Origin of the sequence: Kribbella kalugense, from assembly GCF_004365875.1 — a bacterium.
Taxonomy (GTDB): Bacteria; Actinomycetota; Actinomycetes; order Propionibacteriales; family Kribbellaceae; genus Kribbella; species Kribbella kalugense.
Genome location: NZ_SODF01000002.1, coordinates 1113289 through 1139399, shown reverse-complemented (window position 1 = coordinate 1139399; position 26111 = coordinate 1113289). Strand labels below are relative to the sequence as shown.

Below are 26111 nucleotides of genomic sequence, written 5' to 3'. Positions count from 1 at the left end.
CCGCGATCAGTGCGGCAGTTCGATCTCGGTGGACCCTTCAGGAGTGATGCGGATAGTCCATTCCGTGATCGGCGGCCGCCCTGACGCTTGCCACTCTCGGTGCGCGTCCTCCACCTCGGCCCAGAGATCACGTTCACCGATGTGGCTGACCGCGGTGTTGCGCACCTGGGTCCAGGTGCCGTCTGCGGTGCTCAGGCTGATCTCTCCGGCGTGGTACCACGACCAGACATCCGGGCGGCGGCGCCAGAAGTACAGGCCGAACCCTGTGTCATTGAAGATCTCGGGAGAAAGATCGGTTGTCCGAGTGACCACCAGTTGTGCTCTGCGTTGGTGCTCTTCAAGGGTCAGCACGGGCAGGTTCTGGCCGTCGTCGGCGAACTCCGGTACTTTGCGCGCGCTCATGAAGTAGCCGCGAGGGGCCATCAGACGGCCGGTCGCGCCGCGACCATCTTCGTCGATCGTGAGTTTTGCCCAGGCACCGATCTGGGTGTTCGAGGGTGGCCGAAGATCAGTCAGGATGACGGCTCCCGGCTTACCTAGCTCGGTCCACTTGACCGGAATGTTGTCGACCGCGTGGGTTGACAGGATCCGATCGTAGTTCCGGGGCTGTGGGCTGGTGGATGGGCGGTATCCGAGATCGGCCAGGCGTACGAGTGCTGTGTGAAGCAGGTCGGGATCGATCTCCACCGTCGTTACCGCAGCATCGCCGAGCAGTTGACAAAGGATCGCTGCGTTGTAGCCGGTACCCGTGCCGCTCTCCAGTACGGTCATACCTCGACTAATCTGGAGTTCCTCGATCATGTCGGCCATGACGGATGGCATCGACGAGGATGAACTCCATACGAAGCTGTCAGGCTGCCCTTGGACAGGCTTCGTCTGCGTCATCAACGCCTGATCGGAGTAGATGGTCTGCAGGTACTCCGGGTCTGATCGGTCGACGACGCCGTCAACGCGAGCGGCACCCGCCGGATCGACGTCCAGGCGCAGGTACTCGGGCACGAAATGGTGTCGTGGAATCTCCGCGAACGCTGCCCGCAGACCTGGATCATTCAGGTGCCCCTTTTGTTTGAGCGAGGCAACCAGCTCGCCGGCTAAGGCTTGCCATGTCTGCTGATCGATCGGATCGGTCATCGGGTGATCTCCAGAAGGTCAGCGAGAGCAGCTGTCATTGGTAGTCCTGTCTCGAGTTCGAGCCAATGCCACTGTCCGCCGGTGTTGCATTCGTACCAGACCCACGAGCCATCGCCTGTGAGCCCGAAGTCGAAGGCACCGAACAGCAGTCCGAACTTGTCGAGGTAGCGGCGGCACTGCGCTGCGATGTCAACGGGTGTGTCGACCACGCTGTAGCGGACCTGGTCGTAGTCACGACGCCAGTCGATGTGTGGCGATTCGAGCCGGACGCTGAAGATTTCGTTGCCGATCACAGTCACCCGTAAGTCGGCAACCTTGTCCACCCGACGCTGGAACAAATGCAAGGTCAACCCCAGACCGGCATCCAGCTTGGAGGCCTCGACCTCATCCACCCAGATCGCAGCCGCTGTGCCATCCGATCCAGCAAGGTCCGTATTCTGCAAAGGCTTGTACACGATCGACCCCTGCTCCTTGGTGAAGTCGCGTACGTCATCGACCCTGTTGGTGATGATCGTCGGCGGCACCACAAAACCTGCCTCGCGTGCCGCGATCAGCTGAGTCGGCTTGAACTCGGCTTCCACTGCCCGCCAGATGTGATTGACCCACCGGCCCCGCACACTGGCCACGATGCCCGCCATGCCGTGTTTTGCCTGCTCCTTTGCGAATCGTCCGTCGCGTTCGGACATTGTCGTTGGAGCCAGGTACGACGACGGGCGGCGGTAGTACACCGATCGGACAGAGCTGAGATCCACGGTCCTCGCGTCTGTGCGCAGATAGCTGCGCGCGCCGCTGGTCCCGAAATGCGCCGAGACCTCCAACCTGCCTGTGAGCACATCAGCGGGATCACACCGGAACACGGGTACGCCGCGATTGTTGAGCTCAGCCAGGACCACATCCGACGTCGGGTCGTCCGCACACGTCAGGACGAGGACAGGTCCGTCAACACTCATCAGTCAGGAACGTACTCGACGATTTTGGTGTCATCTCCGCTGCCGGGCTTCGAGCCATCGCCGCCCCCCGTCGGGAGACTCTTGAACTGCGCTCGCTGCGTGCCATGCTTCGGAGGCCCGGCCTGCACGACCTGACCGGTCGGATCGCGGTAGATCCCGAGTTGCGTCACCGGGTCAATGTCCTCGGCGGTCAGCGCCAGAACGTCGCTGTCATCCAGCGGACTACATTCGGTGGCACGGCTCACGCCCCACGGGCGAAGAGATATAGCAGTCATAGCGCATGTCCTTCCACAGGTTGATTCAGTCAGCACGGAGTTGCTTGCAGGTCTTCGGCTCGCCGTCGATCAGGTCGCCATCGAGTTGCCGTTCGCCGCTTAGCCAGGAGTTGGCTGGTCTCGGCGGACGGGCGCAGACGCAGGGGTCAGTACGCCCGCCCACCGGGCTGGTGTGGATACTCGTCGGCTCATGGATGTGACCTGTTGGCGGCCAACACATGGGCGCCGGTCTCACGGCGAAGTCGCTCTTCCTTCGTCTCATCGCCGCCAACGGCGCTTAGATGCACTTGTGTGAGCACGAGCACCACCGGGATCCTGTGCCGCTTCACCCTCTTGATTAGCGCGTCGAAGGCGGCTGGATCAGTGCCCAGGTGCTCCACGAACACCTTGCGCAGGTCGAGGCGATGCTGCGCGGCGAGTCCAGCGATATGCGCTTCCGCCTGAACGAGTTGGGAGTGGGTCATTGACGGGTACTGCCGCAAGTACCCCACCGCGAGAGTTCGATGGTCGATCTCGTCGTCGGACCTGCCTGCGGTCAGTGATTCCACCTGCATGCCCTCTCACCTCCACGAGCCTGTCGCGCTGTGTGATCAATTGTTGTCAGTGCGCAAGTCGTCGAGTTGCACACTTGGTGCAACACTCAGCACACTCAGCAAGTAGCGATTCGAGGGCGCGGGTATCGTTCCACCCAGATACGCAACTGCCGGAACCGGAGACACGCAATGTCAGATCGCAGGCTGAGCACCGGTGCCCGAATAGCCGCGTATCGCCGACTGAATCGGCTGACCCAGCGAGGACTTGCTGCACGCGCGAACGTGTCCCACAGCCTCCTGACCAAAGTCGAGAGCGGCTCTAGGCCGGCGTCCCAGTCATTTCTTGCCGCGTGTGCGAGGGCGATGTCGATACCAGTCACCCACTTGACCGGTCAGCCGTTCATCGAGGAACAGACTGAGGACCGGCTGTCTGGCCCGCTCAATGACTTGCGGGCGTCGCTGGAGAACTTCGATCTCACTCTCGACGACTTACCCATGCGAACGCTTGCGGAAATCCGCCCTGACGTGCGTGACATGGTGCTCGCCCGACGCGATGCGCAGTACGCCCGGATTCTCGGCCGAGCTCCTGCCTTGATCGATGAACTGGTCCAGTTGTCACAGACACTCACTGGTCGCGATGCCGAACACGCCCACCATCTTCTCGTTCAGCTCTACCGATCGGCCGCCGACGTGGCGTACGCCCTCGGCTTGGTCGATCTCGTGTCGCTACTGCTTGCCCGCATGGACTTCTCAGCATCCCGCTGCGGTGATCCGTACCAGGTCGCGACCTATCGCTACATGCGCGCTTACTCCACATTCACAACCGGCCGCCACGAGCTCGGGCGGAGGATCATCCACACCGCGCTCGCCGACATCGATGCCGAGGTTCGGGCGGCCGATCCGATTGCGGTATGTGCGGCTGGCAACCTGCGGTTGCGCGCCTCGATTCTGGCAACGCGCCAGGGTGATGCGGATACTGCCCGTGGCGAACTCGCGGAAGCTCGGCATCTCGCGGATGTGCTTGGCCGGGAGGTGACTGGCATGGATCTGGCAACTGGCTATGCAGGCGCGATGTCGTTCGGTGCCACGAACGTGGCGATCCATGCTGCCGCCATCGAAATGGAGCTCGGCAACCATGGCAGCGCAGTCGAACTCGCCAGCCAAGTCCACACACCCAGCGGCTATCCGCCCGACAGGATTGGTCACCATCACATCGACACAGCCCGTGCGCAGTTGCTGATCGGTGATAACGAAGGTTCCATGAGTTCGCTGCTGGTTGCACGGCAGGTCGCACCCCAGAAGACCAGATATCACCCAAGCGTTCGAGAAACCATCGCCAGCCTTGTCCACGCAAGCCGTCATGCGCCCGACAACCTCATCGGCTATGCCAACTGGGTCGGCGTACAACTGTGAGCTGGGCAGGTGATTTGGCGTGAGCAATCGCGCCCTTCTGCTGGTCGCTTGCGGCGCGCCGCTAGCTGCCCGGCTTGGTGACGGTGTACAGGCTGCGTACGAGCGGGGTTGGGACCCCTACGTCGTACCGACCGATGCCGCACTTCCTTGGTTGGCGGAGCAGAACTTGGGCGGCGTTCCTGTGATCGTCGGCAACCGCAAACCCACGGAGCCCAGGCGAACTCCGGCAGCGGATGCCGTTGCCGTGGTGCCGACGACCTTCCACACCCTGAATGCTTGGGCAACTGGAAACGCCTACTCGTATCCGTTGACCACGCTGTGCGCTGCCCTCGGCTCCCGAACACCTACCGTCGCCGTGCCGTACGCCAGTCAAGAGCTGACTGGGCATCCCGCCTGGCCAGCCTCTCTCACGGTACTTCGTCAGGCGGGTATCCGAATCCTCGATGCACACGATGGCTCGCCCACCTCGCTGGAGCCGATGGTGCCCGGAACTGGCTCGCAGGTGGTCGACGGATTCCGGTGGGACTGGGTGTTCGAGCAGATCGACGTTGCGACCAGGATCCGCGAATCTGGCTAGTGGGTGGTGGTGATTTGGAAGGCTTGGACGCAGAGGGGGGCGGGGGCGAGCTTGGTGAGGACTAGGACTCCGGTGACTTTGGCGCCTTTGGAGGTGCCGGACAGGGGGATGACGAGGGTAGTTGTCTGACCGGTGGGGGTGCCGGTGGTGAGGTTGGTTGGGGGGCCGACCAGGGCGCGCATCAGGAGGGGGATCAGTTGTTCCGAGCTCTTGCAGGCCAGGGCGGCGGCGCCTTTGGAGTTGTTGGCGTTGAGTTGGGCAACGAATTGCTGACCTAAGGCTGCTGCTGACGTCGCCGGGGTAGCAGGTGTGGTCTTTGCCGGGGTGGACGGCTTGGGAGTGGTCGGTTTGGGTGCCGTGGGGCGCGTCGTTTTCGTCGCGGGTGGGGGTGCGACCGAGGTGCCGGGGCCGGGGTTGGCTGTGGAGTTCTGGTGGGTGGAGACCAGGCGTTGGACGAGTACGCCGACGGCGCCGAGGGCTACGACGATGAAGATCACGATCAGGGCGATGATCAGGCCCGCACGGCTCTTCTTCGGCGGCTGGCCGTAGGTGGGTGCGGACTTGTAGTCGCGGTTCTCCGGCTGCCAGCTGTAGTTCGGCCCGGGCGGCGGTGAGCTCACAGGATCAGTGTGGCAGCGCGATCAGTTCAACCGGTGCTCTTCGAGCCAGGTGGTTGCGCGGCGGTTCGAGGCTCGGGACAGCCAGGCGTCCTGGATGATCTCGGTCAGCTCCTGCCGGGACAGTTCGCCGAGGCGGGTGGCGCGGATCAGTACGGACGGATGGCCGTCGAAGTGGGGCGTGGTGAAGAACGGGTTCGCCTCGTCCGAGATCAGTGCGAGCTTGTCGTCCTCGGACTCGACCCAGATCATGATCACGTCGTCGTACTTCTCGCCGGTCAGAGGGTCGACCGCGTCCGGCCGCGGCGTACGGAAGAACACGAACGACTTGCCGCCGACCTGGTAGACGGGCCGATCGGTCCCGTCGTCGCGCTCCCACTTGGTGACGTGCGGCATTCCCTGCGCGATCTCGTGGACATCGGCCACGCGGGCCTTCTTCGGCGCCATCCGTAGAGGGATCAGGGCGCGAGCGACGTCAGGCGCACGCAGAGCGGCTGGGAGGGCATGTCCATGATGTCGACGGTACCGCTCAGCGGCGCGCCGCCCTTCGTCGTGCCGGAGAACGGGACCGAGATCCGGGGGTAGTAGCTGGTCACCGAGGCGGCGGGTCCGCTGACCGTCAGCCTGGTCGGCGGGTCGATCGTGACCAGGAGCTGGCCGGTCAGCAGCTTGATGCTGTCCGCGCAACCGAGTGCCAGCGCGTGCTTCTGGTCGTTCGCGTTGAGGAAGGCGAGGAACTTGGTGGCGAGCGCCGTCGCTTCGGTGAGACGCGGTCCGCCGGGAGTCGACGGTTGGGCGGTCGGCTGCGGCGAGGTCACTTGGCGCCCTACGGGGGACGGCGCGGTCGGTCCGCTCTGGTCGTCGTCACCGCCCATGAGCCCTGGGACGATCAGCGCGACGACGCCGACCAGCACGAGTACGCCGGCGATCGCCACCACGAGGTACAGCGGTATCCGCGGACGCCGCGGCCCGCCTGGTCCGAAACCGGTGTACGGCGGTTGCGTCGATCCAGGACCGTACCCGGACTGCATCGGCGTGTAGCCGGGACCGGGCTGCCCAGGTTGTTGCTGCCAGCCACTGGTCGGCCCTTGGTTCGGAGGCTGAGTCACGCCGTCAGTGTGGCACTCCTGGGATCCACAACGTGAAGGTGGACCCGGAGCCCAGGCGGCTCGTCACGCTGATGCGGCCGTGGTGGGCTTCGACCAGGTGCTTCGTGATCGCGAGCCCGAGTCCACTACCGCCGGTGATCCGGCTGCGGGAATGCTCGGCCCGGTAGAAGCGGTCGAACAGATGCGGCAGGTGCTCCTCGGCGATCCCGCTGCCGTTGTCCGTGACGGTCAGGTTGTAGCCGTCGTCCACCCGCCGTACGCCGACCAGCACGTCGCCACCGGGTGGGGTGTAGCGGATCGCGTTCGAGACCAGGTTGCCGAGGGCTTGCCGGATGCGCGCGCTGTCGACCGTCGCGATCGCGGGCTCCGGGGCGTGCGCGGTCAGCGTGACGCCGGCGGTTTCGGCCGCGGGCCGCTGGGCGGAGACGACCTGCTGGGCGAGCTCGGACAGATCGCGGGGAGCGGGGTGCAGCCGGAGCATGCCGGCGTCCGCGAGGGCCAGGTCCTGGAGATCGGCGACCAGGTGTTCGAGCAGTCCGGTCTCCTCGAGCAGTGACGTGACGAGCTCGTGGTCGAGCGGCACCACGCCGTCCTCGGACGCGACCAGGTAGCCTTTGATGTTGGCCAGCGGCGTACGCAGCTCGTGCGCGACGTCGCTGACCATCGCCTTCCGCTGGAAGTCGTGCCGCTGGATGGCTTCGGCCATCTGGTTGAACGCGTGCCCGAGCCGGGACACCTCGTCCTTCCCGCTGACCGGCACCCGCGCCGCGTGATCGCCGTTCCGCATCCGCTGCGCCGCCCCGGTCAGCGCCACGATCGGGCGGACCAGCCGGCGGCCGGTAAAGATCATCACCAACGCCGCGATCAGCAGTACGCCGAGCGCGGTCGCCGCCGTCCGCAGCAGTCCTTCACCGGAGAACACGTTGAACGTGCTCTTCGCCCCCAGGTACAGGTTCGCCTGCGGAGCGACGTACGGCGTCAACGCCTGGACGCGGGCCTGGGTGGTGCAGTCGACGAACTTGTCGGTGAACTCACCCTTGGTCTTGGGCTCGACCGACTTCAGGCCCTCGAAGTCGTTGATCGTGTAGTTGATCTTCGCCGCATCCAGGCAGGCGGTCGCCCGGCGGATCTCGTCGTCGTTCACGATCTTGGCCTTGGCGCTCGGGGCGTTCATCCCCGGTGGCGTGCAGGTGTCGTCCTTCGCGGCCGTGCCTGGCTTCTGCATCACGCGGACGCCGGCCAGCGACTGCGTCGACTCGACCATCACCTGCGGGACGTTGCCGCCCGCCACTGCGAGGGTCGCGGACATGCCCTTGGCGTTGTAGCAGTCCACCGCCTGCCGGCCCAGCCGCTGGCGTTGCTGCTTCTCCTCGTCGGTCATCCCCCAGTCGGGGGAGGAGACGAAGGGTGGGACCGCCGCGGTCGCGACAAAGCCACTCGCCTGACCGCCGGTCAGCGTCTTACGGGCGGCGTACACGGACATCTTCGCGACGCCTTCGTTCCGGGCGTCGATGGTTGCCGCTGGCACCGATGGGAGCTCGGGCGCGGCGCCGAGCATCCGCGCCGAGTCCGCGATCACCGAGCCGTCCTCGGAGGTGACGGCGATCCGGCGGCCGAGCTTCCCGGCCAGGTCGTGCACCAGTTTGTCCACGCCGGACCAGGTCGGATGGTCCGAGGCGTACTGCGACAACTCGCCGTAGATCTCGCCGTCGACCTGGAGCTGCCCGGTGTTCGCGTCGATCTCGCCCTGCAGCTTCTCCGACGTGCTGTACGTCGCGATCAGCGCGGTCGCGATCACCGCGCCGAGCGCGACCGCGAGCGACAGTCCGAGGAACCGGACGAGCACGCTACGACGCATGGCTGACCACCTTGTCCGCGAGCTTGTAACCCACGCCGTACACGGTCTTCAGGTACGTCGGTACGCCGGGCGCCGGCTCGATCTTCTTCCGCAGGTTCATCATGTGAACGTCGACGGTCCGGTCGAACACGTAGTGGTCGAAGCCGAACGCGTGCTCGAGCAACTGCTGCCGGGAGAACGCCCGCCCGGGCGACGCGGCCAGGCAGGCGAGGATCTTGAACTCGGCCGGTGTCAGGTCGATCAGCTTCCCGGCCAGCCGGACCTCGTGCCGGCTCGGGTCGATCTCCAGCTCGCCGACGCGGTACACCTCACCCTCGGCGCGGCTCCGGGTCCGGCGCAGTACCGTCCGGACCCGGGCGACCAGCTCGCGCGGGTTGTACGGCTTGGTCAGGTAGTCGTCCGCGCCCAGGTCGAGCCCGAGCAGCAGGTCGTCCTCGGTGGCCCGGGCCGTCAGCATGATGATCGGCACCTCCAGACCGTTCGAGGCGTCGGCCCGCAGGATCCGGCAGACGTCGAGGCCGTCGACCTTCGGCATCATCACGTCGAGCACCAGCAGGTCCGGGCTGCGCCGGCGGGCCTCGTCGATCGCGGCCCGGCCGTCGTGGACGACGACGGTCAGGTGCCCCTCCCGCTCGAGATACCGCCGGATCAGCTCGGCCTGCTTCAGGTCGTCTTCGGCGACCAAGATCCGCGCTGGCATAGCCCTCAATGTCCCCGAAGTTGATGAGAATCCGATGAAGATCGGCTGAGAGCATCGGGTGCAAACCGGTCCTTCACAGCTTCTTCACCGCCGCGACGGCACGCTCACTGGCCATGAAGACCTCGCGAAAAGCACTCACCCTGGTGGCGATCCTGGCGCTCGCCGGATGTGGAAACAATCAGAGCCCGGCCGCGTCCGAGGACCAGAACAGCGACAAGAGCCCGCTCGCGGAGTACATGGGCGAGGGCTTCGTCAGTGGGTCCGGTGGCGGTGGGTTCCGGGTCGCGGTCCGGGCCGGCGGCGCGCAGCAGCCGAGCGAGGAGGAGTTGGCCAAGCAGCGCAAGGTCGAGGACGCCACCGCGACCTGCATGAAGGCGGCCGGTTTCGACTATGTCGCCGTGCCGCCGGAGCAGAACGCGAAGAGCAAGTTCGCCGACGCGTTCAACCTGCCGCCGGACAAGTTCGCCGAGCAGTACGGGTACGGCATCAGCACGATCGACTGGTCCAAGGCCGGAGACGACGAGACCTCGAACCCGAACACGAAGATCCGCAACGCGCTCTCCCCGACCGCGCAGAAGGCGTACGACAAGACGCTGAACGGACCGAACGCGACCAGCAACGGCACCGTCGTGATCCAGGGCGGCGGCAAGGGCGGCCCGAGCACGAGCGGTTCGACGGACCTGGGCTGCCGCGGCAAAGCAGTCGAGCAGGTCTACGGCAAGGGCGAGGACCGGACCGCCAGCTTCAAGAAGTTCGACAGCCTGTTCAAGGACATCGAGGCACTGCAGAAGCGGATCGACTCCGACCAGCGGGTTGTGGACGCGACCACTGCCTGGTCCGACTGCCTGGCCGACGCGGGCCATGCCGGCTTCAAGAAGACCGACGACCCGCGCAACCAGGTCCAGCAGAAGCTCGACGCGCTGACCGGGAACAAGCCGCCGGCCAAGGGCGGACCGGCCAAGACGATCACTGGTCCGCCGTCGTTCGACAAGGTCGACGCGACGAAGCTGGCCGACCTGCGCAAGTTCGAGATCGACCTCGCCAAGGCGGACCAGCAGTGCAAGGCCAAGGTGTACGACGACGCCTACAAGAAGGTGCAGTACGAGGCGGAGAAGGAGTTCGTCGACCAGCACAAGACCGAGCTCGAGTCGTACCGCGACGAAATGGCGAACCGGTGAACGCTCGACCCAAGTCCCGGCGCCGCGTGCTCGTCAGCGTGGCAGGCGTGGCCGTGGTCTCGCTCGGGGTCGGCGTGGCCGCGGGCAGCCGGATCAGCTCGCCGGAGGACGCGGCCGCGAAGACCGCGCCACCGAAGGCGTCCCAGATCACGGTGCCGGTGGCGAAGAAGGCTCTGTCCAGCAAGGCGGTCGGGCGCGGTGACGCCTCGTTCGACGGCGCGGTGAACATCCGGGTCGAGACCAGCGGGCTCCAGACGCCACCGGTCGTGACCGGGAAGGTGCCGGCCGTGGGTTCGACAATCACCGAGGGCAAGGCGCTGCTCGAGATCACCGGCCGGCCCGTGATCGGGCTGGCCGGCGTACTGCCGATGTACCGGTCCCTGTCGCCGGGGAGCAAGGGACCGGACGTGCTGCAGCTGGAGCAGACGCTGGACCGGCTCGGGCTCGACCCGGGGACGGTCGACGACGAGTACGACCTCGACACCTCGGCCGCCGTGGAGCGGTTGTACGACAACGCCGGGTACGACGCGCCGGAGGCCGACAAGCAGCTCACGCAGGAGGTCGACGCCGCGAAGAAGCAGGTGGACGCGGCGAAGAAGGCGCTCCGCCAGGCACAGGCGCAACTCAAGGCGGCGAAGGATGCGAAGGCGAAGGACACGTCGGTGCAGCAGGGAGCCGTCGACGACGCCGAGGCGAACCTCGCCGACGCCCAGGACGCGCGGAGCGAGGCCGAGTTCAAGGCCGGTACGCCGCTGCCGGTGTCCGAGGTGGTCTACGTGAAGACCCTGCCGCGCCGGGTTGACGACGTGAAGGTCGAGCGAGGCGGCACGGTGAACGGCGTGGTGATGTCGGCCAGTGGCGCATCGCTGGTCGTGACGTTGAAGGTCGACGCGGAGACGGCGCAGCGGCTGAAGGCCGGTATGGCGGCGTCCCTCGACCTCGACGGTACGGCGATCCCGGCCAAGGTCCGCCGGGTCACGAAGAACGGCAGCCAGTACGACGTCGTGGTCGGGCCGAACTCGCTCACCGCGAGTCAGCTCGCCCTGCTGCGGGACGCGAACGTCCGGGTGACGATCCCTGTGAAGAGCACGGCCGGCAAGGTTCTCGCCGTACCCCTGGCCGCATTGTCGTCCGGGTCGGACGGCAGCTCGCGGGTCGAGGTACTGCGGAACGGTCAGGTGGACCTGGTCCCGGTCACGGTCGGGCTGTCCGCGGACGGGTTCGCGCAGGTCACGCCGAAGGGCGACGCGAAGTTGTCCGAGGGCGACCAGGTGGTGGTCGGGAAGTGAGTGCCACTGCTGTTGCCTTGCCGGCACCGGTCGTCGAGATGATCGGCGTACGGCGGTTCTTCCCGGGGCCGCCCGAAGTACAGGCCATCAGAGAGGTCGACCTGACCATCGGGCCGGGGGAGTACCTGTCGATCGTCGGCCCGTCCGGGTCGGGCAAGTCCACGCTGCTGCATCTGCTCGGGCTGTTGGACAACCCGACCGACGGGGTCTACCGGCTCGACGGCGTGGACACGATGAGCCTGCGGGAGCGGCGTCGCGCCGTACTGCGGGGGGAGCGGATCGGGTTCGTGTTCCAGTCGTTCCATCTGCTCGACCATCGGACCGTACTGGAGAACGTCGCGCTGTCGATGGTGTACGTCGGGGTGCCGCGGAAGGAGCGGATGGCGCGGGCCCGGGTCGCGTTGGAGCGGGTCGGGCTGGCGCACCGGATGGAGTTCGCGCCGACCACGCTCTCCGGCGGTGAGCGGCAGCGGGTCGCGATCGCGCGGGCCCTGGTCGCGGAGCCGAGCCTGCTGCTCGCGGACGAACCCACCGGCAACCTCGACAGCGCCAACGCGGAGGCGATCCTCGAAGTGTTCGACGAACTGCATTCCGAAGGCATGACGCTGGCGGTCATCACTCACGACGACCATGTCAGTCGCCGCGCCCAGCGTCAGGTCCGCATCGTCGACGGAACCCTCCAGTGGTAACCCAAGCAGGCCCCCCGGATCCCGCCGGCGGGCCGTCCACCTCCCGGCGACGCCGTCGTACCAGATCTCGTCCCGCGGTACGAGATCTGCTCGACGAGGCGTTGGCTGGTGTCGCTGCCCGTCCTACCCGGCTGATCCTGACGACTCTGGGCACTGTGCTCGGAGTCGCTGCCCTAGTAGGAACTGTGGGGCTGGGTCAGACAGCGGCCGGGCAGATCACTCAGCGGTTCGACCTGGCGGTGGCGACTCGAGTGGTCGTGCAGCCCGATGACAAGGGTGGGCAGGAAGGCGAAGCGGCCACTCAACTGCCATGGGATGCACCCGACCGGATCAAGCGGCTGAACGGTGTGGACGCGGCCGGCACCGTCAGCAATCTGCAGATCGGCGACGACCTGGTCCAGAACGTGACCGGCCTCGACACCGGTGCTGGGAAGGCTCTGCAGGTGATGGCCGGCTCGGCCGGGCTGTGGGACGCCGTACGCGCGGTGTTGCAGACGGGACGGTTCTTCGACGCCGGCCACGACCAGCGCGCCGACAAGGTAGTTGTCCTGGGCAAGCATGCTGCCGAGCGGCTCGGTATCAACCGGGTCGACTCGCAGCCGGCTGTGTTCATCGGCGACGAGCCGTACACGGTGATCGGCATCCTCGATTCGGTCAGCGGTCGCGCCGAGCTCAACGACGCCGTGATCATGCCGAACGGTGCGGCCCGAGAGGCCTACAACCTGCAGTCCCCGGACGCGGTCGAGATCCGTACTGCGGTCGGCGCGGCACAGTTGATCGCAGAGCAGGCGCCGATCGCGATCGAGCCGAACAACCCGAGCACCCTCGTCGTCGACGCTCCGCCGAAGCAGGGCGCCGTACGCAAGGGGGTCGAGGGCGATCTGAACGCGTTGTTCCTGCTGCTCGGCGCCGTCGCCCTCCTGGTCGGCGGGCTCGGCATCGCGAACGTCACGCTGCTGTCAGTGCTGGAACGGATCTCCGAGATCGGGCTGCGAAGAGCGCTGGGCGCGGCACGAAGACATATCGCCGTTCAGTTCCTGGTGGAGAGCGTGATCGTCGGTTTCCTCGGCGGATTGCTCGGTACGGCGGTCGGTGTCATCCTCACCGTTGCCGTCTCATGGATCCGGGACTGGACCCCGATCCTCGACAACCGGCTGGCGTTCGGGTCGCCCCTGCTGGGTGCGTTCATCGGGCTGGTCGCCGGTACGTACCCCGCCTGGAAGGCCTCCGCCATCCAACCCATCACTGCGCTTCGAGGCACGTGAGTAGAGCAGAGCAGTGACGGCGAAACCGACCACGATCAGGGCGAGCACCGGGTAGGACTTCCCGTTGTCGGGCAGGATCGCCGCGCCGAGTGCGGCCGCGGAGACCTGCCCGACATTGAAGATCATGTCGTAGAGCGAGAACACCCGGCCGCGGTACACGTCGTCGACACGTGTCTGCACGAGGGTGTCGACGCTGATCTTCACGCCCTGCGCGCAGAACCCGGTCAGGAAGCCGCCGACCACCATCGCCGGCTTGGTGTAGAACCCGATCGGTACGGCGCTCACCACCGCGGCGGCCAGGAACAGCACCGTGATCCATTGCCGCAGCGTCATCCGGCGAGTGGCCCACGGGGTGACCAGGGCGGCGAGGAACAGGCCGGCGCCGACCGCGCCGGTCGCGATGGCCAGCGCGCCGAACGCCTGGTTGAGCTGACCGGGACCGTAGAAGTAGTTGCGGTAGAGCAGGATCATCGCGACCGTCATCAGCCCGAAGAAGAACCGCAGTGAACCGATCGCGGCCAGCCCGAGGGCCGCCTGCCTGCGCTCCTTTAGGTGCCGGCCGCCGTCGATCAGTCCGGCTGTGATGCTGCCGACCGCTTCGAGGATGCCCGGCTCGTCGCCGTTCAGGTCCGGACCGAGCTGGTCTCGCCGCAGCCGGAGCGCGAGGAACGCGGCGCTGGTGTAGATCACGACCGTGAGCCCGAGTACGGCCAGATCCGAGTCGGCGATGAGCTTCACGCCCGCCCCGACGCCGCCCCCGATCAGGAACAGCGCCGTACCGCAGGTCGGGGTGACCGCGTTGGCCATCACCAGCTCGTCGCGCTCGACGACGTGCGGGAGGCCTGCGGAGAGTCCGGACAGCAGGAAGCGGTTCACACCCAAGGTGAGCAGTACGGCGAGATAGAACAGTGGGCCCGCGCTGTCGGCCGCGACGATCGCGCCGACTCCGATGACGAGCACAGCCCGGGTCAGGTTCGCGGCGAACAGGATCTGCCGGCGCGACCACCGGTCCAGGAGTACTCCGGTGAACGGGCCGAGGACGGAGTACGGCAGCAGGGCGACCGCGAACAGCCCGGCGATCGCGGCCGCGTCCGGCGCCCGCTCCGGCGAGAACAGCACGTACGACGCCAGCGCGACCTGGAACACGCCATCGCCGAACTGCGACGTCAACCGCACCGCGAACAGCCGCCGGAAATCGCGGCGCTGCAGCAGCGTCCACAAATCCCGGATGAACCGCACGCCTGCACTGTAACCGGCGGATATGTCTAGTGGCCCAAGCGCTCAGCCGCCGAGTCTCCGCGCTTGCCGACCGGCTCGACGCCCTCGACCCGGCCCAGGCCGAGCAGCGGCATGTTGCCGTAGATGGTTTCGGTATGGCCGGCCGGGACGACGTACGTCTCGTGCCAGATGCCGACCGCGCCGCCCTTGAACGAGTTGCGGAAGAAGTCGACCCACGCCGGCCGGTGCGTCCGCCCGGTGTCGCTCGCGAACGCCTGGAGCTTCTCCACCGATTCCCAGTACTGGATCAACGTGATCCCGCGCCACGTCGGCAGCGTGCGGAACCCGAGCAGCCCGCTCGCCTTGTCCTTCGACAGCTCTCGCAGCATCGGACCCATCGCCCGCGCCACCGGCAGCCACTCGCGCAGCTTGAGCACGGAGTTGACCCGCATCCCGATCAGGAACACGACCACCTGACCGTCGTACGCCGCTGTCTGCCGTCCTTGAATCACATCACCCATGTCGCCCCCTCATGTGTAGGAGACAGTCCACCACGGTGAAATACCGGACGGGAATTCAATCCTGTGTAAAGGCCACCGGGACCTGATCGCGGTGAAGCCCTCGGACGATAGTGTCGTTCTGCCGGTGTCACAGTCCGTTGTGCACCCGTTACGATGGATCTTCGGTTCTGAGCCGCGACGCGGATGGGATTTTCATGGCTGACTCGCAGGATGCTGACGTCGACGCGCGGATGTACGAGCAGCTGAAGCTCGACCGGCCGCACGGCGCCCGGGTGTACGACTACTTCCTGGGTGGGAAGGACAACTTCGCGATCGACCGGCAGGCTGCCGAGCACCTGCTGCAGGCGTTCCCGGGCTTCCGCACCGCCGCCCTGTCGAACCGGATGTGGATGCACCGGGCCGCGAAGTACGCCGCCGAGCAGGGCATCACCCAGTTCCTCGACGTCGGCACCGGCATCCCCACCAGCCCGAACCTGCACGAGGTGGTCCAGGAGATCACCCCGGCCGCGCACGTCGTGTACGCCGACAACGACCCGATCGTGCTCGCGCACTCCCGCGCGCTGCTGGTGAGCAAGCCCGAGGGCAAGACGGCGTACCTCGAGGCCGACGTCACCGACCCGCAGGCGATCCTGAACTCCGACGAGGTCAAGGAGCTCATCGACTTCAGCAAGCCGGTCGCGCTCAGTATCGTCGGCGTCTTCCACTACCTGCCCGACGCCCTGAAGCCGTACGACCTGGTCCGCCAGCTGGTCGAGCCGCTGGCGCCGGGATCGCTGCTGATCTTCTCGCACTGCACCCCGGACTTCGCGCCGGAGCTGTGGGAGCGGGCGATGGTGGTCTACAAGGCCGACGGCGGTGACGCGCAGGTCCGCTCGAAGGAAGAGGTCACCCGCTTCTTCGAGGGCACCGAGCTGATCGAGCCCGGCGTCGTCTCGCCGTTCCGCTGGTTCCCCGACGCGGAGACCAACCGCCTGGTCGACAAGGGCGAGTTCACCGACATCATGTGCAGCCTCTGGGTGGGTGTCGGCCGGAAGCCGTGAGCCGCAGCTCGTATCCGCACCACCTGGCGATCACGCTGCGGTGGAAGGACAACGACGTCTACGGGCACGTCAACAACGTCGAGTACTACAGCTTCTTCGACACCGTGATCAACGACTTCCTGATCCGCTCGGGCGGTCTCGACATCCACGGCGGCGACGTGATCGGGTTGTGCGTGGACTCGCAGTGCACGTTCAAGCAGCCGCTCGAGTTTCCTGGCGTGGTCGACGCGGGGTTGCGCTGCGGTCAGCTGGGTAACTCCAGCGTGCGGTACGAGATCGGCCTGTTCCGCGAGGGATCGGACGAGCCGGCCGCGACCGGGCGGTTCGTGCACGTCTTCGTCGCGCGGGAGGATCGCCGCCCGGTGCCGGTTCCGGACCGGATCCGCGAGGCACTCGAAGGGATCACGGGATGATCGTGCGTGGCGCCGTACTGCGGGAGATGGGTCTGCCGGCGCCGTACGCCGAGTCGCGACCGCTGCGGATCGAAGAGGTTGAGCTGGCGCCGCCCGATCCTGGGGAGTTGCTGGTCCGGATCCGGGCTGCCGGGCTGTGTCATTCGGATCTGTCGGTGATCGACGGGTCGCGGCCGCGGGTGATGCCGATGCTGCTCGGTCATGAGGCCACGGGCGAGGTTGTGGCGTCGGAGGCTCCCGGCTTCGCGCCGGGCGACACGGTGGTCTGCGCCTTCGTACCGTCCTGCGGCAACTGCGCTCCCTGTGCCGAGGGCCGCGCCGCGCTGTGTGAGCCGGGCGCTGCCGCGAACGTCGCCGGCACGCTGCTGAGCGGCACTCGCCGCCTGACCGACGTGCACCACCATCTGGGTGTGTCTGGGTTTGCGGATCATGCAGTGATCTCCGCGCATTCGGCGGTGAAGATCGATCCGTCGCTGCCGCCTGAGATCGCCGCGCTCTTCGGGTGTGCGGTCATGACCGGCGTGGGTGCGGTAGTAAATACAGCGCAGGTCCGGGCCGGCCGTAGTGCGGTCGTCTTCGGGTTGGGCGGCGTCGGACTGTCGGCGTTGCTCGGCGCCGTCCTGGTCGGAGCACATCCGATCGTCGCGGTGGACGTCGTACCGTCGAAGCTGTCGTTGGCGCGGGAGCTCGGGGCAACGGCTGTTGTGGATGCCCGGGACGCGGACGCCGTCGAGCAGGTGCGGGAGGCGACGGCGGGCGGGGCCGACTACGCGTTCGAGACGGTCGGGAGCGCGAAGGTGCTCGAGCAGGCGTACGCCGCCACGCGCCGCGGCGGGACCACGGTCACGGTCGGCTTGCCGCACCCATCGCAGTCCTTCAGCGTTCCCGCGGTCAGCCTGGTCGCCGAGGAACGCACGGTGAAGGGCTCGTACCTCGGCTCGTCGGTGCCGACGCGCGACATCCCGCGGTACGTCGCCTTGTACCAAGCCGGCCGGCTCCCGGTCGACCGGCTACTGACCGCGACGGTCGGGCTCGACGACCTCAACCAGGCCTTCGACGACCTCGCCGCGGGGACGTCGATCCGTCAGGTGTTGCTCTTCTGAAGGTTCTCGGCGGCCTTCAGGAACGTCGCACCCTCGCGGGCCTGCGCCTCCGGGGTGAAGTTGTCGCCGAAGTCCTCGGGGCTCGCGACCTTCCGGATCTCCAGCTGGCCGTCGGTGCGGCCGTCCGCCGCCACGCAGCGCCAGCCCCACTCGATCGCTTCCTCCCGGGACGCGACCTCGATCAGGCAGAACCCGGCGATCAGCTCCTTGGTCTCGGCGAACGGGCCGTCGAGCACCCGGCGCTGCTTGTCGTCGTCGAACGCGAGCCGGAAACCCTTCGAGCTCGGCAGCAGGCCGTCACCCGCGAGCAGGACACCCTTGTCCGCCATCTCGGCCATCACCAGGCCCATGGCGGTCAGGCTCTCCTCGCCCGGCAGCTCTCCCGCTTCGGACTCCTCGCTGGCCTTGAAAATCATCATGTAGCGCATCGGAGGCCCCTCCCAAGTCGGCGTTAAATACCGAGACGAATCTATACAGAGGTGGGGACCTTCGGGCAGGCTACGCACAGTGCGTGCCCACGCACGAGATGTGAGGCCGCCCCAGGAGTCCTTGAGGAGGACCCCAAAGATGCACACCCGCCCCCGCCGGATCGGTGCTCTCGCCGTCGCCGGTGCTGTTGTCTTCGGAGCCTTGGCCGTCGTCGTCAGCAACCAGGCCGATGCCAACCAACCCGCCCCGCTCCCCATCGACCAACTGCTCAGCCAGGAGCTGCAGGGCAAGGCCGCACTCGGCCGGGTCCAGTCCCGGCTCGGCGAAGTCGCCGCACGCAGCGGTCTTCCCGCCGCGCAGCTCGAGCAGATTCTCGCCACCGACAAGACCGCCTGGCTGGATCGCGGCGGCAAGCTCTTCTACCGCGAGCCGGTCGCCACCGCCGCCGAGCGCAAGTCCGCCGCCGCGCCGTCCCCGCGTTGGGCCACTCACGCGGTCGCCGCTGCGACCGGTCCGGCCTTCGAGCTGCACAGTAAGCCCGGTTCGAACCGGGTGATCTACCTCGACTTCGACGGCCAGACGATCACGGGTACGGCGTGGAACATCGGCGGGAAGCCTGCCAGCGTGAACGTCACGCCGTACGACACCGATGGGAATCCGGCGAGCTACAGCACCGCTGAGCAGGACGTCGTACGGGATGTGTGGGCCAGGGTTGCCGAGGACTACGCGCCGTTTGACGTGGACGTGACCACGCAGCAGCCGACTGCTGCGGCGATCGACCGGTCCGGTGCGTCTGACCAGCAGTACGGGACGCGGGTGCTGATCGATCCGACTACGTGGTACCAGTCCGGCTGCGGGTGCGGCGGGGTCGCGTACGTCGGGGTGTACGACAGCACGAGCCAGCACGCGTACTACCAACCGGCGCTCGTGTTCACGAAGGGCGTCGGTACCGGTGCGAAGAACATCGCCGAAGCCGCAGCTCACGAGGCCGGTCACAACGTCGGTCTGTCGCATGACGGTACGGCGTCTGTCGGGTACTACGCGGGTCATGGTGCGTGGGCGCCGATCATGGGCGTCGGCTACTCCAAGGCGATCAGCCAGTGGAGCAAGGGCGAGTACTCCGGCGCCAACAACAAGGAAGACGACTTCGCGGTGATCGGCCAGAACGGGCTGGCGCTGCGGGCCGACGACCACGGCAACGGCACAGGTGACGCAACGGCCCTCACACTCGGCACCAGCGTCAAGGGCATCTACGCGAACGACTCCGACGTCGACACCTTCCGGATCGACGTCTCGGCCGGCACGTTCACCTTCGCTGCTTCGGCGGCCGCCTCCGGTGCGGACCTGGACATCAAGCTCCAGCTGCTGAACTCGTCCGGCGCGGTCGTCGCGACCGCCGACCCGGCGTCCGGGCAGTCGAGCGCGGCCACGCCGACCGGTCTGGGCGCGAGCATCAGCCGTCAGGTCGCCGCGGGCCGCTACTACCTGCGAGTCGAGAACGTCGGCTACGGCAACCCGTTGAACACCGGCTACTCGACGTACGGCAGCCGCGGCGCCTACTCGGTCCGCGTCACGGCCGGCTGACACCTGAGCTGCCCGGGGCCGTCGTTCCCACCGAGATCGACGGCCTCGGGTTCTTGTGGGGGGAACCGCCCAAACGCCCGGGGGGAATCCTGTGAGGAGGATTCCGAGTGACAAACTTCCGCCGTGCCGGCGCGCTCGCATGCGCCGGTGCTGTTGTCTTTGGAGGGCTGGCCGTCGCGCTCGGCAACCAGGCCGACGCCCAGCAAACACCGATCGACCAACTGCTCTCGCAGCCGCTGGCGGGTGGCGCTGCTCTCGGCAAGGTCCAGTCGCGGCTCGCTGAAGTTGCCGACCACAACCGGATGCCCGTGGACCAGCTGCGGCAGATCCTTGCCACCGACAAGACCGCGTGGCTCGATGCCGACAGCAAACTGTTCTTCCGCGAGCCCGGCCTGACCGCTACGCAGAAGGCTCCCGAGGCATCGCCTCGCTGGGCGCGCACAGCCGCCGCGGGTGCGACCGGTCCGGCGTTCGAGCTGCACAGCAAGCCGGGTTCGAACCGCGTCATCTACCTGGACTTCGACGGCCACACCATCACCGGTACGGCGTGGAACGCGTCGAAGGGCATCGACCCGGTGAACGTCTCGGCGTACGACACCGACGGTGACCCGGCGAACTACAGCACCGCCGAGCAGGACGTCGTACACGAGGTATGGGCTCGGGTGGCCGAGGACTACGCGACCTTCGACGTCGACGTGACGACGCAGGAGCCGCCGCAGTCCGCGATCGACCGGTCGGGTGCATCGGACGAGCAGTACGGCACGCGGGTGCTGATCGATCCGGACACCTGGTACCAGTCCGGCTGCGGTTGTGGCGGGGTCGCGTACGTCGGTGTCTACGACAGCACGAGCCAGCACGACTACTACCAGCCGGCGCTCGTGTTCACGAAGGGCGTCGGTACCGGGGCTAAGAATCTAGCCGAGGCAGCGGCGCACGAGGCCGGCCACAACGTCGGCCTCTCGCACGACGGGACCTCGACCGTCGGGTACTACGAGGGTCATGGCGCGTGGGCGCCGATCATGGGCGTCGGGTACTACCGCGGCATCAGCCAGTGGAGCAAAGGCGAGTACGCCGACGCGAACAACAAGGAAGACGACTACGCGGTCGTCGGTACTCACGGCCTGGCCCTGCGCGCTGACGAAGCCGGCGACACGACCGCCGACGCTGCAGCGCTCACGGTTGGTGCGCCGGCATCTGGGATCATCGCTGCCGAGGACGACACCGACGTGTACCGCGTCGACGTCAGTGCCGCCGGCAACTACACCGCGACGGTCAGCCCTGCTCCGACCGGCGGAGACCTGGACATGAAGCTTGACCTGCTGGACGGCTCGGGCGCGGTCGTCGCGTCGAACGACCCGGCCTCCGGCCAGAGCGACGCCGGTACGCCGACGGGTCTCGGTGCGAGTGTTAGCGGCAGCCTCCAGCCGGGTACGTACTACCTGCGGATCGACAACGTGGGTTACGGCGACCCTCTGAACACCGGATACTCGACGTACGGCAGCCGCGGCGCTTACACCCTCGGCATCTCGCCCTCCTGAACCCTGTGGCTGGTCGGCCTCTGGCGGACTGACCAGCCACAGGCTTTGCCTACGCCGGAACCAGATGCTGTACGGCGAGCTCCGCCAGCGCGGCCGCCTGGTCGCCGAGGACGGCGTCGTCGAACCGCACGATGCTCGAATGGTTCGACGGCGCCTCCTCCGCGGAGACGTCGTCCGGTCGCGCACCGAACATCGCGAACGTCCCGGGTACCTCCTTGAGCACCATCGAGAAGTCCTCGGCCCCCATCAACGGGTTCGGCAGCGCCTCGACCCGGTCCGCGCCGAACAGCGCACTGAGGACCGCCGTCGTCTCCGCCGTACGCCCGGCGTCGTTCGTCGTCACCGGGTACTGCGGGTTGAGCCGCGCGTCGACCGTGCACCCGTGTGCGGCCGCGATCCGCTCCGCCAGGGCCGGCAGCTCGCGGGTCAGTTGGTCGAGCGTTGCATCCGACAACGTCCGCACTGTCGCACCGAGGCGAGCCGTGTTCGGGATGACGTTGATCGCGACCCCCGCCTCGAGCTGCGTCACGGTGATCACTACTGGATCGAATACGTTCACCCGTCGCGTCGCGTAGGTCTGCAACGCAAGCACCAGCTCCGCCACCACCGGCACCGGGTCGACCGTCGTATCCGGCATCGACCCGTGCCCACCCCGCCCGCGCACCGTGATGTGCAACTGGTTCGAGCTCGCCATCATCGTGCCCGGCCGCATCTGGAACAGCCCCTTCACCGCCTGCGCCCAGACGTGCAGGGCGTACGCGGCGATCGGCTTGTCGCCCGTCGCCTGCAGCAGTCCTTCCCGCAGCATGTATCCCGCTCCGCCGCGGCCTTCCTCACCGGGCTGGAACATGAAGATCACGTTCCCCCGCAGCTCCTCGCGATGAGCGCTCAGCAACTGGGCCGCCCCGACCAGGCCGGCGGTGTGCAGGTCGTGGCCGCAGGCATGCATGTTCCCGTTCTCCGCCGCGTACTCCAGGCCCGTCTCCTCGACGACCGGCAACGCATCCATGTCACCCCGGAGCAACACGGTCGGCCCCGGCGCGCCACCCCGCAGTACCGCCACCACGGACGTCACCTCACGACCGGTGCTGATCTCCAGCGGTAGCCCTGCCAGCGCATCCATCACCACTTGCTGCGTCTGTGGCAACTCCAGCCCAACTTCAGGCTCTCGATGCAACACCCGCCTGAGCTCCACCAACCCCGAAGCGATCCCAGCACCCTCACCCAAGAACTCCACAACCAACCTCCGGTCCCGTCCACGCCAACGCCCGCCACCGTACCCACCTCAACCCGTCTGCGCCGATGACTTTCGCTCTGCGATCGCCTCCGTATGAGTAGGAGGCATTCGAGCTGACCCGGGCGCGGACTTCACGCGCCCGCGTGAGCAACGAGAAAGAGAAGGAAATGTTGCTGGAAAACAAGAACGTCGTCGTCTACGGCGGCGGTGGAGCAGTCGGCGGTGCGGTCGCCCGCGGGTTCGCCCGCGAAGGCGCCCGGGTCTTCCTGACCGGGCGAAATCTCGACAGTGTCACCACCGTCGCCAAGGAAATCTCCGCCGCGGGCGGAGCCGTCGAGACCGCTGTGGTCGACGCCACGGACGAGAAATCCGTCACCGAACACCTCGACGCCGTCGTCGCCGGCGCAGGCAGCATCGACGTGTCGTTCAACGCGATCGGAATCTCACCGCAGGGATTGCAGGGGATCCCGTTCACCGACCTGCCGGTCGACAACTTCCTCCGACCGATCACGACGTACGCCCAGGCTCACTTCGTGACCGGGAGGTCCGCCGCGCGGCACATGATCCCGCGCGGATCGGGCGTCATCATGATGCACACACCAGAACCCGCGCGCGTGGCCCTGCCGCTGGTCGGCGGCATGAGCGTCGGCTGGGCGGCAATGGAGGCCCTCAACCGCGCGGCGTCCGCGGAGTGGGCGCAGTACGGCGTCCGCTCGATCTGCCTGCGCACCACAGGCATGGTCGAGACACCGGTCATCGACGTCGTGTACGGGCTGCACGCCGACGCGATGGGCATCCCGAAAGACCAATTCACCGCCGCTGTCACCGCGATGACCCACCGCAAACGCCCCACGACACTGGCCGAACTCACGGCGGTCGCGGTCTTCCTCGCCTCCGACCAGGCCTCCGCGATGACCGGAACCGTCGCCAACCTGACCGGCGGACTCATCGTCGACTGACCACGGCGCCCCGGCCGCCAGGCCGGGGCGCCCCTATGAGAGGAGCATCGCAATGAAAGATCTACTCGCGAGTGCGGTCACCGCACACGGCGGTATGGACCGATGGAATCGGATCCGGGCGATCAGCGTGGACGCCACCATCACCGGAGCCTTCTGGCAGCTCAAGGGAAAGGCCGACGCGCTGAAGGACGTCCACTTCGAGGTAGACACCACCCGGGAACGGCTGACCATGGACTTCGTCGGTCAAGACAGACGGTCGCTCTTCCAGCCCGATCGGGTCGTCCTCGAGCAGCCCGCCGGCACGGTGATCGACGTACGTGACGACCCGGAACGCTCGTTCGACGGCCACCAGTTCCAAACGCCGTGGGACGACCTGCACCTGGCGTACTTCACCGGGGAAGCACTGTGGACGTACTTGAACACGCCGTTCCTGTTCACCTGGCCGGGGTTCGTTTGCGAAGAGCTCACGCCCATCGAGTCCGACGGTGAGACCTGGCGACGGCTGCAGGTCACCTTCCCCGACCACGTCAAGACCCACACCCGCGAGCAGGTGTTCTGCTTCGGGCCGGACGGGCTGCTGCGCCGCCACGACTTCGCCATCGACATCGTCGACCCGGCCACCGAGTCACACCTGCACGCCACCGACTACCGCGACGTCGACGGCATCATCATCCCGGCCACTCGACGGGCCTACACCGCCATGGGCGACGACCAGCTCGTGCTGGTCGACATCGACATGGTCGACATCACTACCACTCGAGCGTAATTTCCCTCCGCACAGGAGAATCATGCACACCATGGCCGAAGCCGGCAGCGATTTCGGAACGCTGAGCGAACCGTTCAGGCGAGAGTTGCTCGCCTACTGCTACCGCATGCTCGGTTCCGTCCACGAAGCCGAAGAAGTGGTGCAGGACGTCTTTCTGGACGCATGGCGTGCCTACGACCGGTTCGAGGGAAGATCTTCGCTGCGTACCTGGCTGTACCGGATCACGGCACGGGCGTGTTTCAAGGCCCTGGAAAGGGGCCGGCGCCGGCCGCTGCCCGCCGATCTCGGCGCCCCCGAGTCGGACCCGCAGGCCAGGCTGGTCGAGCGAACCCCGGAGATACCGTGGCTCCAGCCGATACCCGACTTCCTGTTCGCCGCCGCACCGATCGATCCGGCCACCGTCGTGGTGGAACGGCAGACCATGCGGCTCGCCCTGGTGGGAGCGCTCCAGCAGCTCCCCCCGCGACAGCGAGCCGTTCTGATCCTGCGCGACGTACTGCAATGGCGGACCGCAGAGGTCGCGGAACTGCTGGAGATGACGACTGCTGCCGTCAACAGCGCACTGCAGCGAGCCCGAGCCCAGGTCCCGCTCAGCGAAGACAACCTCACCGAACCTGTCGAGCCACAGCAGCGGGCACTCCTCGACCGGTACGCCAAGGCCTTCGAAACCGCGGATGTCGATCAGCTCGTCGCGGTACTGACCGAGGACGCACGATGGGAAATGCCGCCGATCGCCACCTGGTTCGAAGGCCGCGACACGATCGTCGCCTTCCTGGCCAGACAGACCCGAACAATCGGCCCGGCCAAACTGGTCGCCATCTCCGCCAACGGCCAGCCGGCCTTCGCGGTGTACGCGCGCGACCAGGACGGCACCTACCAGCCACACGCCCTACACGTACTGACCATCACCCCCAACGGCATCACCAGAATCGTCGCCTTCCACGGCGCCACCCTGTTCCCCCTCTTCGGCCTCTGACTCACAGCCCGTGAGCCGGATCATCGAGGTGGGCGCAGTACGGCGAACGGGTCGGTCACCGTCAACTCGCGGGCCACGAACTTGTAGACCGCGGCGGGGCGCCCGCCGGACTGTCCGGGCCGGGCGGTCCGCTCGGTCGGGCCGATGACCTGTCGCCGGGTCAGAACTCGGGTCAGATTGGTCGCGCCGAGCTCATAGCCCAAGGCGGCACTGAACAGGTCGCGTAGCTCGGCAATGGTGAACTCAGCCGGAGCCAGAGCGAACCCGATGTTCGTGTACGAGAGCTTCGCCCGGAGCCGCCCCACGGCCGCGTCGATGAAGTAGTGGTGGTCGAACGCCGTAGGCGGCAACTCGTCCACCCGGTGCCAGGCCGTGTCGGCCGGCAGATTCGGTTGTACGTCGGACGGAACGAGCCCGAGGTACGCGGTCGCGAGGACCCGCGCCCGCGGATCTCGATCGATCGCACTGTGGGTGGCCAACTGCTCCAGATGGGCGACATCACGCACATCGACCTTCGCCGCGAGATGACCGGTGATCGCCTCCCTGAGCCGTTCCGTGGGCTGCACGCCACCCCCGGGCAGCGCCCAGCGATACCTGAACGGGCTCTGCCCGCGCCGCCACAGCAGGACGCACAGATTGCCGTCACGGACGGAAAGCACCACGGCCAGCACCTCGTGCGGATAGCTGGGGATGTTCACCGGGTCACTTTTCTTGGCGACGGGCATGTCGCCGATGGTAACGTC

At 67.0% G+C, this 26111-nt stretch carries 27 protein-coding genes and 2 pseudogenes; 15 read left to right on the top strand and 14 right to left on the bottom strand.

Annotation, left to right across the window (positions count from 1 at the left end):
* Nucleotides 1-6: 6 nt before the first annotated feature.
* The 4 genes from EV650_RS23230 to EV650_RS23215 form a co-directional block, all read right to left on the bottom strand.
* The gene (locus EV650_RS23230) at nucleotides 7-1131 is read right to left on the bottom strand and encodes a methyltransferase domain-containing protein (protein ID WP_134121134.1); all 1125 of its coding nucleotides are present in this window, start codon (nucleotides 1129-1131) and stop codon (nucleotides 7-9) included.
* Complete coding sequence (gene tgmB / locus EV650_RS23225; protein WP_134121133.1) at nucleotides 1128-2081, bottom strand: ATP-grasp ribosomal peptide maturase; 954 nt, start codon at nucleotides 2079-2081, stop codon at nucleotides 1128-1130. The genes EV650_RS23230 and tgmB overlap by 4 nt, the downstream gene beginning before the upstream one ends.
* Entirely contained in the window at nucleotides 2081-2356 is a 276-nt protein-coding gene (locus EV650_RS23220; RefSeq protein ID WP_134121132.1) for a putative ATP-grasp-modified RiPP, read from the bottom strand. Before EV650_RS23220 ends, tgmB begins: the two co-directional genes overlap by 1 nt.
* Nucleotides 2357-2544: 188 nt before the next feature.
* Entirely contained in the window at nucleotides 2545-2910 is a 366-nt protein-coding gene (locus tag EV650_RS23215; RefSeq protein ID WP_134121131.1) for a hypothetical protein, read from the bottom strand.
* A 168-nt stretch (nucleotides 2911-3078) separates the two neighbouring features.
* Between EV650_RS23215 and EV650_RS41500 the strand changes: the two are divergent.
* From EV650_RS41500 to EV650_RS23205, 3 genes and pseudogenes are all read left to right on the top strand, one after another.
* A pseudogene (locus EV650_RS41500) lies at nucleotides 3079-3258 on the top strand (helix-turn-helix domain-containing protein); the annotation flags it as partial.
* 15 nt (nucleotides 3259-3273) lie between these two features.
* Complete coding sequence (locus EV650_RS23210; RefSeq protein WP_238174399.1) at nucleotides 3274-4302, top strand: hypothetical protein; 1029 nt, start codon at nucleotides 3274-3276, stop codon at nucleotides 4300-4302.
* 19 nt (nucleotides 4303-4321) lie between these two features.
* Nucleotides 4322-4879 carry a flavoprotein gene (locus tag EV650_RS23205; RefSeq protein ID WP_134121129.1) on the top strand — a complete coding sequence of 186 codons (558 nt, stop codon included), beginning with the start codon at nucleotides 4322-4324 and terminating at the stop codon, nucleotides 4877-4879.
* On the opposite strand, the gene EV650_RS23200 is transcribed toward EV650_RS23205, so the two are convergent.
* Genes EV650_RS23200 through EV650_RS23180 form a run of 5 tightly spaced genes read right to left on the bottom strand, consistent with a single transcriptional unit; the run spans nucleotide 4876 to nucleotide 9163 of the window.
* Nucleotides 4876-5499: a hypothetical protein gene (locus tag EV650_RS23200; RefSeq protein ID WP_134121128.1), complete on the bottom strand. Its 624-nt coding sequence runs from the start codon at nucleotides 5497-5499 to the stop codon at nucleotides 4876-4878. The two genes, EV650_RS23205 and EV650_RS23200, sit on opposite strands and share 4 nt — an antisense overlap.
* A gap of 21 nt (nucleotides 5500-5520) precedes the next feature.
* Nucleotides 5521-5943, bottom strand: a complete 423-nt coding sequence (locus EV650_RS23195) for an MmcQ/YjbR family DNA-binding protein (protein WP_134121127.1) — start codon at nucleotides 5941-5943, stop codon at nucleotides 5521-5523.
* Between the two features lie 11 nt (nucleotides 5944-5954).
* Complete coding sequence (locus EV650_RS23190; RefSeq protein ID WP_134121126.1) at nucleotides 5955-6605, bottom strand: hypothetical protein; 651 nt, start codon at nucleotides 6603-6605, stop codon at nucleotides 5955-5957.
* 4 nt (nucleotides 6606-6609) lie between these two features.
* Entirely contained in the window at nucleotides 6610-8463 is a 1854-nt protein-coding gene (locus EV650_RS23185; RefSeq protein WP_134121125.1) for a sensor histidine kinase, read from the bottom strand.
* On the bottom strand, nucleotides 8453-9163 hold the full coding sequence (locus tag EV650_RS23180; protein WP_134121124.1) for a response regulator transcription factor: 711 nt from the start codon (nucleotides 9161-9163) through the stop codon (nucleotides 8453-8455). The genes EV650_RS23185 and EV650_RS23180 overlap by 11 nt, the downstream gene beginning before the upstream one ends.
* 113 nt (nucleotides 9164-9276) lie before the next feature.
* Here EV650_RS23180 and EV650_RS23175 point away from each other — a divergent pair, with 113 nt between their 5' ends.
* From EV650_RS23175 to EV650_RS23160, 4 genes are read left to right on the top strand one after another with little or no spacing between them, the layout of a single operon-like run.
* Nucleotides 9277-10341 (top strand): hypothetical protein, encoded by a 1065-nt coding sequence (locus tag EV650_RS23175; protein WP_134121123.1) that lies wholly within the window; start codon nucleotides 9277-9279, stop codon nucleotides 10339-10341.
* A complete protein-coding gene (locus EV650_RS23170) occupies nucleotides 10338-11630 on the top strand; it encodes a peptidoglycan-binding protein (RefSeq protein WP_134121122.1) in 1293 nt (430 codons plus the stop codon). Before EV650_RS23175 ends, EV650_RS23170 begins: the two co-directional genes overlap by 4 nt.
* On the top strand, nucleotides 11627-12319 hold the full coding sequence (locus tag EV650_RS23165) for an ABC transporter ATP-binding protein (protein ID WP_134121121.1): 693 nt from the start codon (nucleotides 11627-11629) through the stop codon (nucleotides 12317-12319). Before EV650_RS23170 ends, EV650_RS23165 begins: the two co-directional genes overlap by 4 nt.
* Complete coding sequence (locus EV650_RS23160; RefSeq protein ID WP_134119426.1) at nucleotides 12313-13584, top strand: ABC transporter permease; 1272 nt, start codon at nucleotides 12313-12315, stop codon at nucleotides 13582-13584. Before EV650_RS23165 ends, EV650_RS23160 begins: the two co-directional genes overlap by 7 nt.
* A gap of 51 nt (nucleotides 13585-13635) precedes the next feature.
* Here the strand turns inward: EV650_RS23160 and EV650_RS41125 are convergent.
* Nucleotides 13636-14760, bottom strand: a pseudogene (locus tag EV650_RS41125) (MFS transporter); the annotation flags it as partial.
* An 89-nt stretch (nucleotides 14761-14849) separates the two neighbouring features.
* On the bottom strand, nucleotides 14850-15323 hold the full coding sequence (locus tag EV650_RS23150) for a DUF4188 domain-containing protein (RefSeq protein WP_134121119.1): 474 nt from the start codon (nucleotides 15321-15323) through the stop codon (nucleotides 14850-14852).
* 194 nt (nucleotides 15324-15517) lie between these two features.
* Here EV650_RS23150 and EV650_RS23145 point away from each other — a divergent pair, with 194 nt between their 5' ends.
* Genes EV650_RS23145 through EV650_RS23135 form a run of 3 tightly spaced genes read left to right on the top strand, consistent with a single transcriptional unit; the run spans nucleotide 15518 to nucleotide 17879 of the window.
* A complete protein-coding gene (locus tag EV650_RS23145) occupies nucleotides 15518-16363 on the top strand; it encodes an SAM-dependent methyltransferase (protein WP_134121118.1) in 846 nt (281 codons plus the stop codon).
* A complete protein-coding gene (locus EV650_RS23140; RefSeq protein ID WP_134121117.1) occupies nucleotides 16360-16776 on the top strand; it encodes an acyl-CoA thioesterase in 417 nt (138 codons plus the stop codon). The genes EV650_RS23145 and EV650_RS23140 overlap by 4 nt, the downstream gene beginning before the upstream one ends.
* Complete coding sequence (locus EV650_RS23135) at nucleotides 16773-17879, top strand: zinc-dependent alcohol dehydrogenase family protein (RefSeq protein ID WP_134121116.1); 1107 nt, start codon at nucleotides 16773-16775, stop codon at nucleotides 17877-17879. Before EV650_RS23140 ends, EV650_RS23135 begins: the two co-directional genes overlap by 4 nt.
* Here EV650_RS23135 and EV650_RS23130 read toward each other — a convergent pair.
* Nucleotides 17861-18298, bottom strand: coding sequence for a YciI family protein (locus tag EV650_RS23130; RefSeq protein ID WP_238174398.1), 438 nt, complete (start codon nucleotides 18296-18298; stop codon nucleotides 17861-17863). The two genes, EV650_RS23135 and EV650_RS23130, sit on opposite strands and share 19 nt — an antisense overlap.
* A gap of 148 nt (nucleotides 18299-18446) precedes the next feature.
* On the opposite strand from EV650_RS23130, the gene EV650_RS23125 reads away from it, so the two are divergent.
* Both EV650_RS23125 and EV650_RS23120 read left to right on the top strand, forming a co-directional pair.
* The gene (locus EV650_RS23125) at nucleotides 18447-19892 is read left to right on the top strand and encodes a M12 family metallo-peptidase (RefSeq protein WP_134121114.1); all 1446 of its coding nucleotides are present in this window, start codon (nucleotides 18447-18449) and stop codon (nucleotides 19890-19892) included.
* A gap of 107 nt (nucleotides 19893-19999) precedes the next feature.
* On the top strand, nucleotides 20000-21430 hold the full coding sequence (locus EV650_RS23120) for a pre-peptidase C-terminal domain-containing protein (protein ID WP_134121113.1): 1431 nt from the start codon (nucleotides 20000-20002) through the stop codon (nucleotides 21428-21430).
* A 49-nt stretch (nucleotides 21431-21479) separates the two neighbouring features.
* On the opposite strand, the gene EV650_RS23115 is transcribed toward EV650_RS23120, so the two are convergent.
* Nucleotides 21480-22625, bottom strand: a complete 1146-nt coding sequence (locus EV650_RS23115; protein ID WP_255512117.1) for a M20 metallopeptidase family protein — start codon at nucleotides 22623-22625, stop codon at nucleotides 21480-21482.
* Nucleotides 22626-22834: 209 nt separating this feature from the next.
* Between EV650_RS23115 and EV650_RS23110 the strand changes: the two genes are divergently transcribed.
* The 3 genes from EV650_RS23110 to EV650_RS23100 are packed head-to-tail and all read left to right on the top strand — an operon-like array spanning nucleotide 22835 to nucleotide 25368.
* Nucleotides 22835-23626, top strand: coding sequence for an SDR family NAD(P)-dependent oxidoreductase (locus EV650_RS23110; protein WP_202874838.1), 792 nt, complete (start codon nucleotides 22835-22837; stop codon nucleotides 23624-23626).
* 52 nt (nucleotides 23627-23678) lie between these two features.
* The gene (locus tag EV650_RS23105) at nucleotides 23679-24392 is read left to right on the top strand and encodes a hypothetical protein (protein WP_134121110.1); all 714 of its coding nucleotides are present in this window, start codon (nucleotides 23679-23681) and stop codon (nucleotides 24390-24392) included.
* Nucleotides 24393-24414: 22 nt separating this feature from the next.
* Nucleotides 24415-25368, top strand: a complete 954-nt coding sequence (locus EV650_RS23100) for a sigma-70 family RNA polymerase sigma factor (RefSeq protein WP_134121109.1) — start codon at nucleotides 24415-24417, stop codon at nucleotides 25366-25368.
* Nucleotides 25369-25388: 20 nt separating this feature from the next.
* Here the strand turns inward: EV650_RS23100 and EV650_RS23095 are convergent, their stop codons facing one another.
* A complete protein-coding gene (locus EV650_RS23095; protein ID WP_134121108.1) occupies nucleotides 25389-26093 on the bottom strand; it encodes an NUDIX hydrolase in 705 nt (234 codons plus the stop codon).
* Nucleotides 26094-26111: the final 18 nt, after the last annotated feature.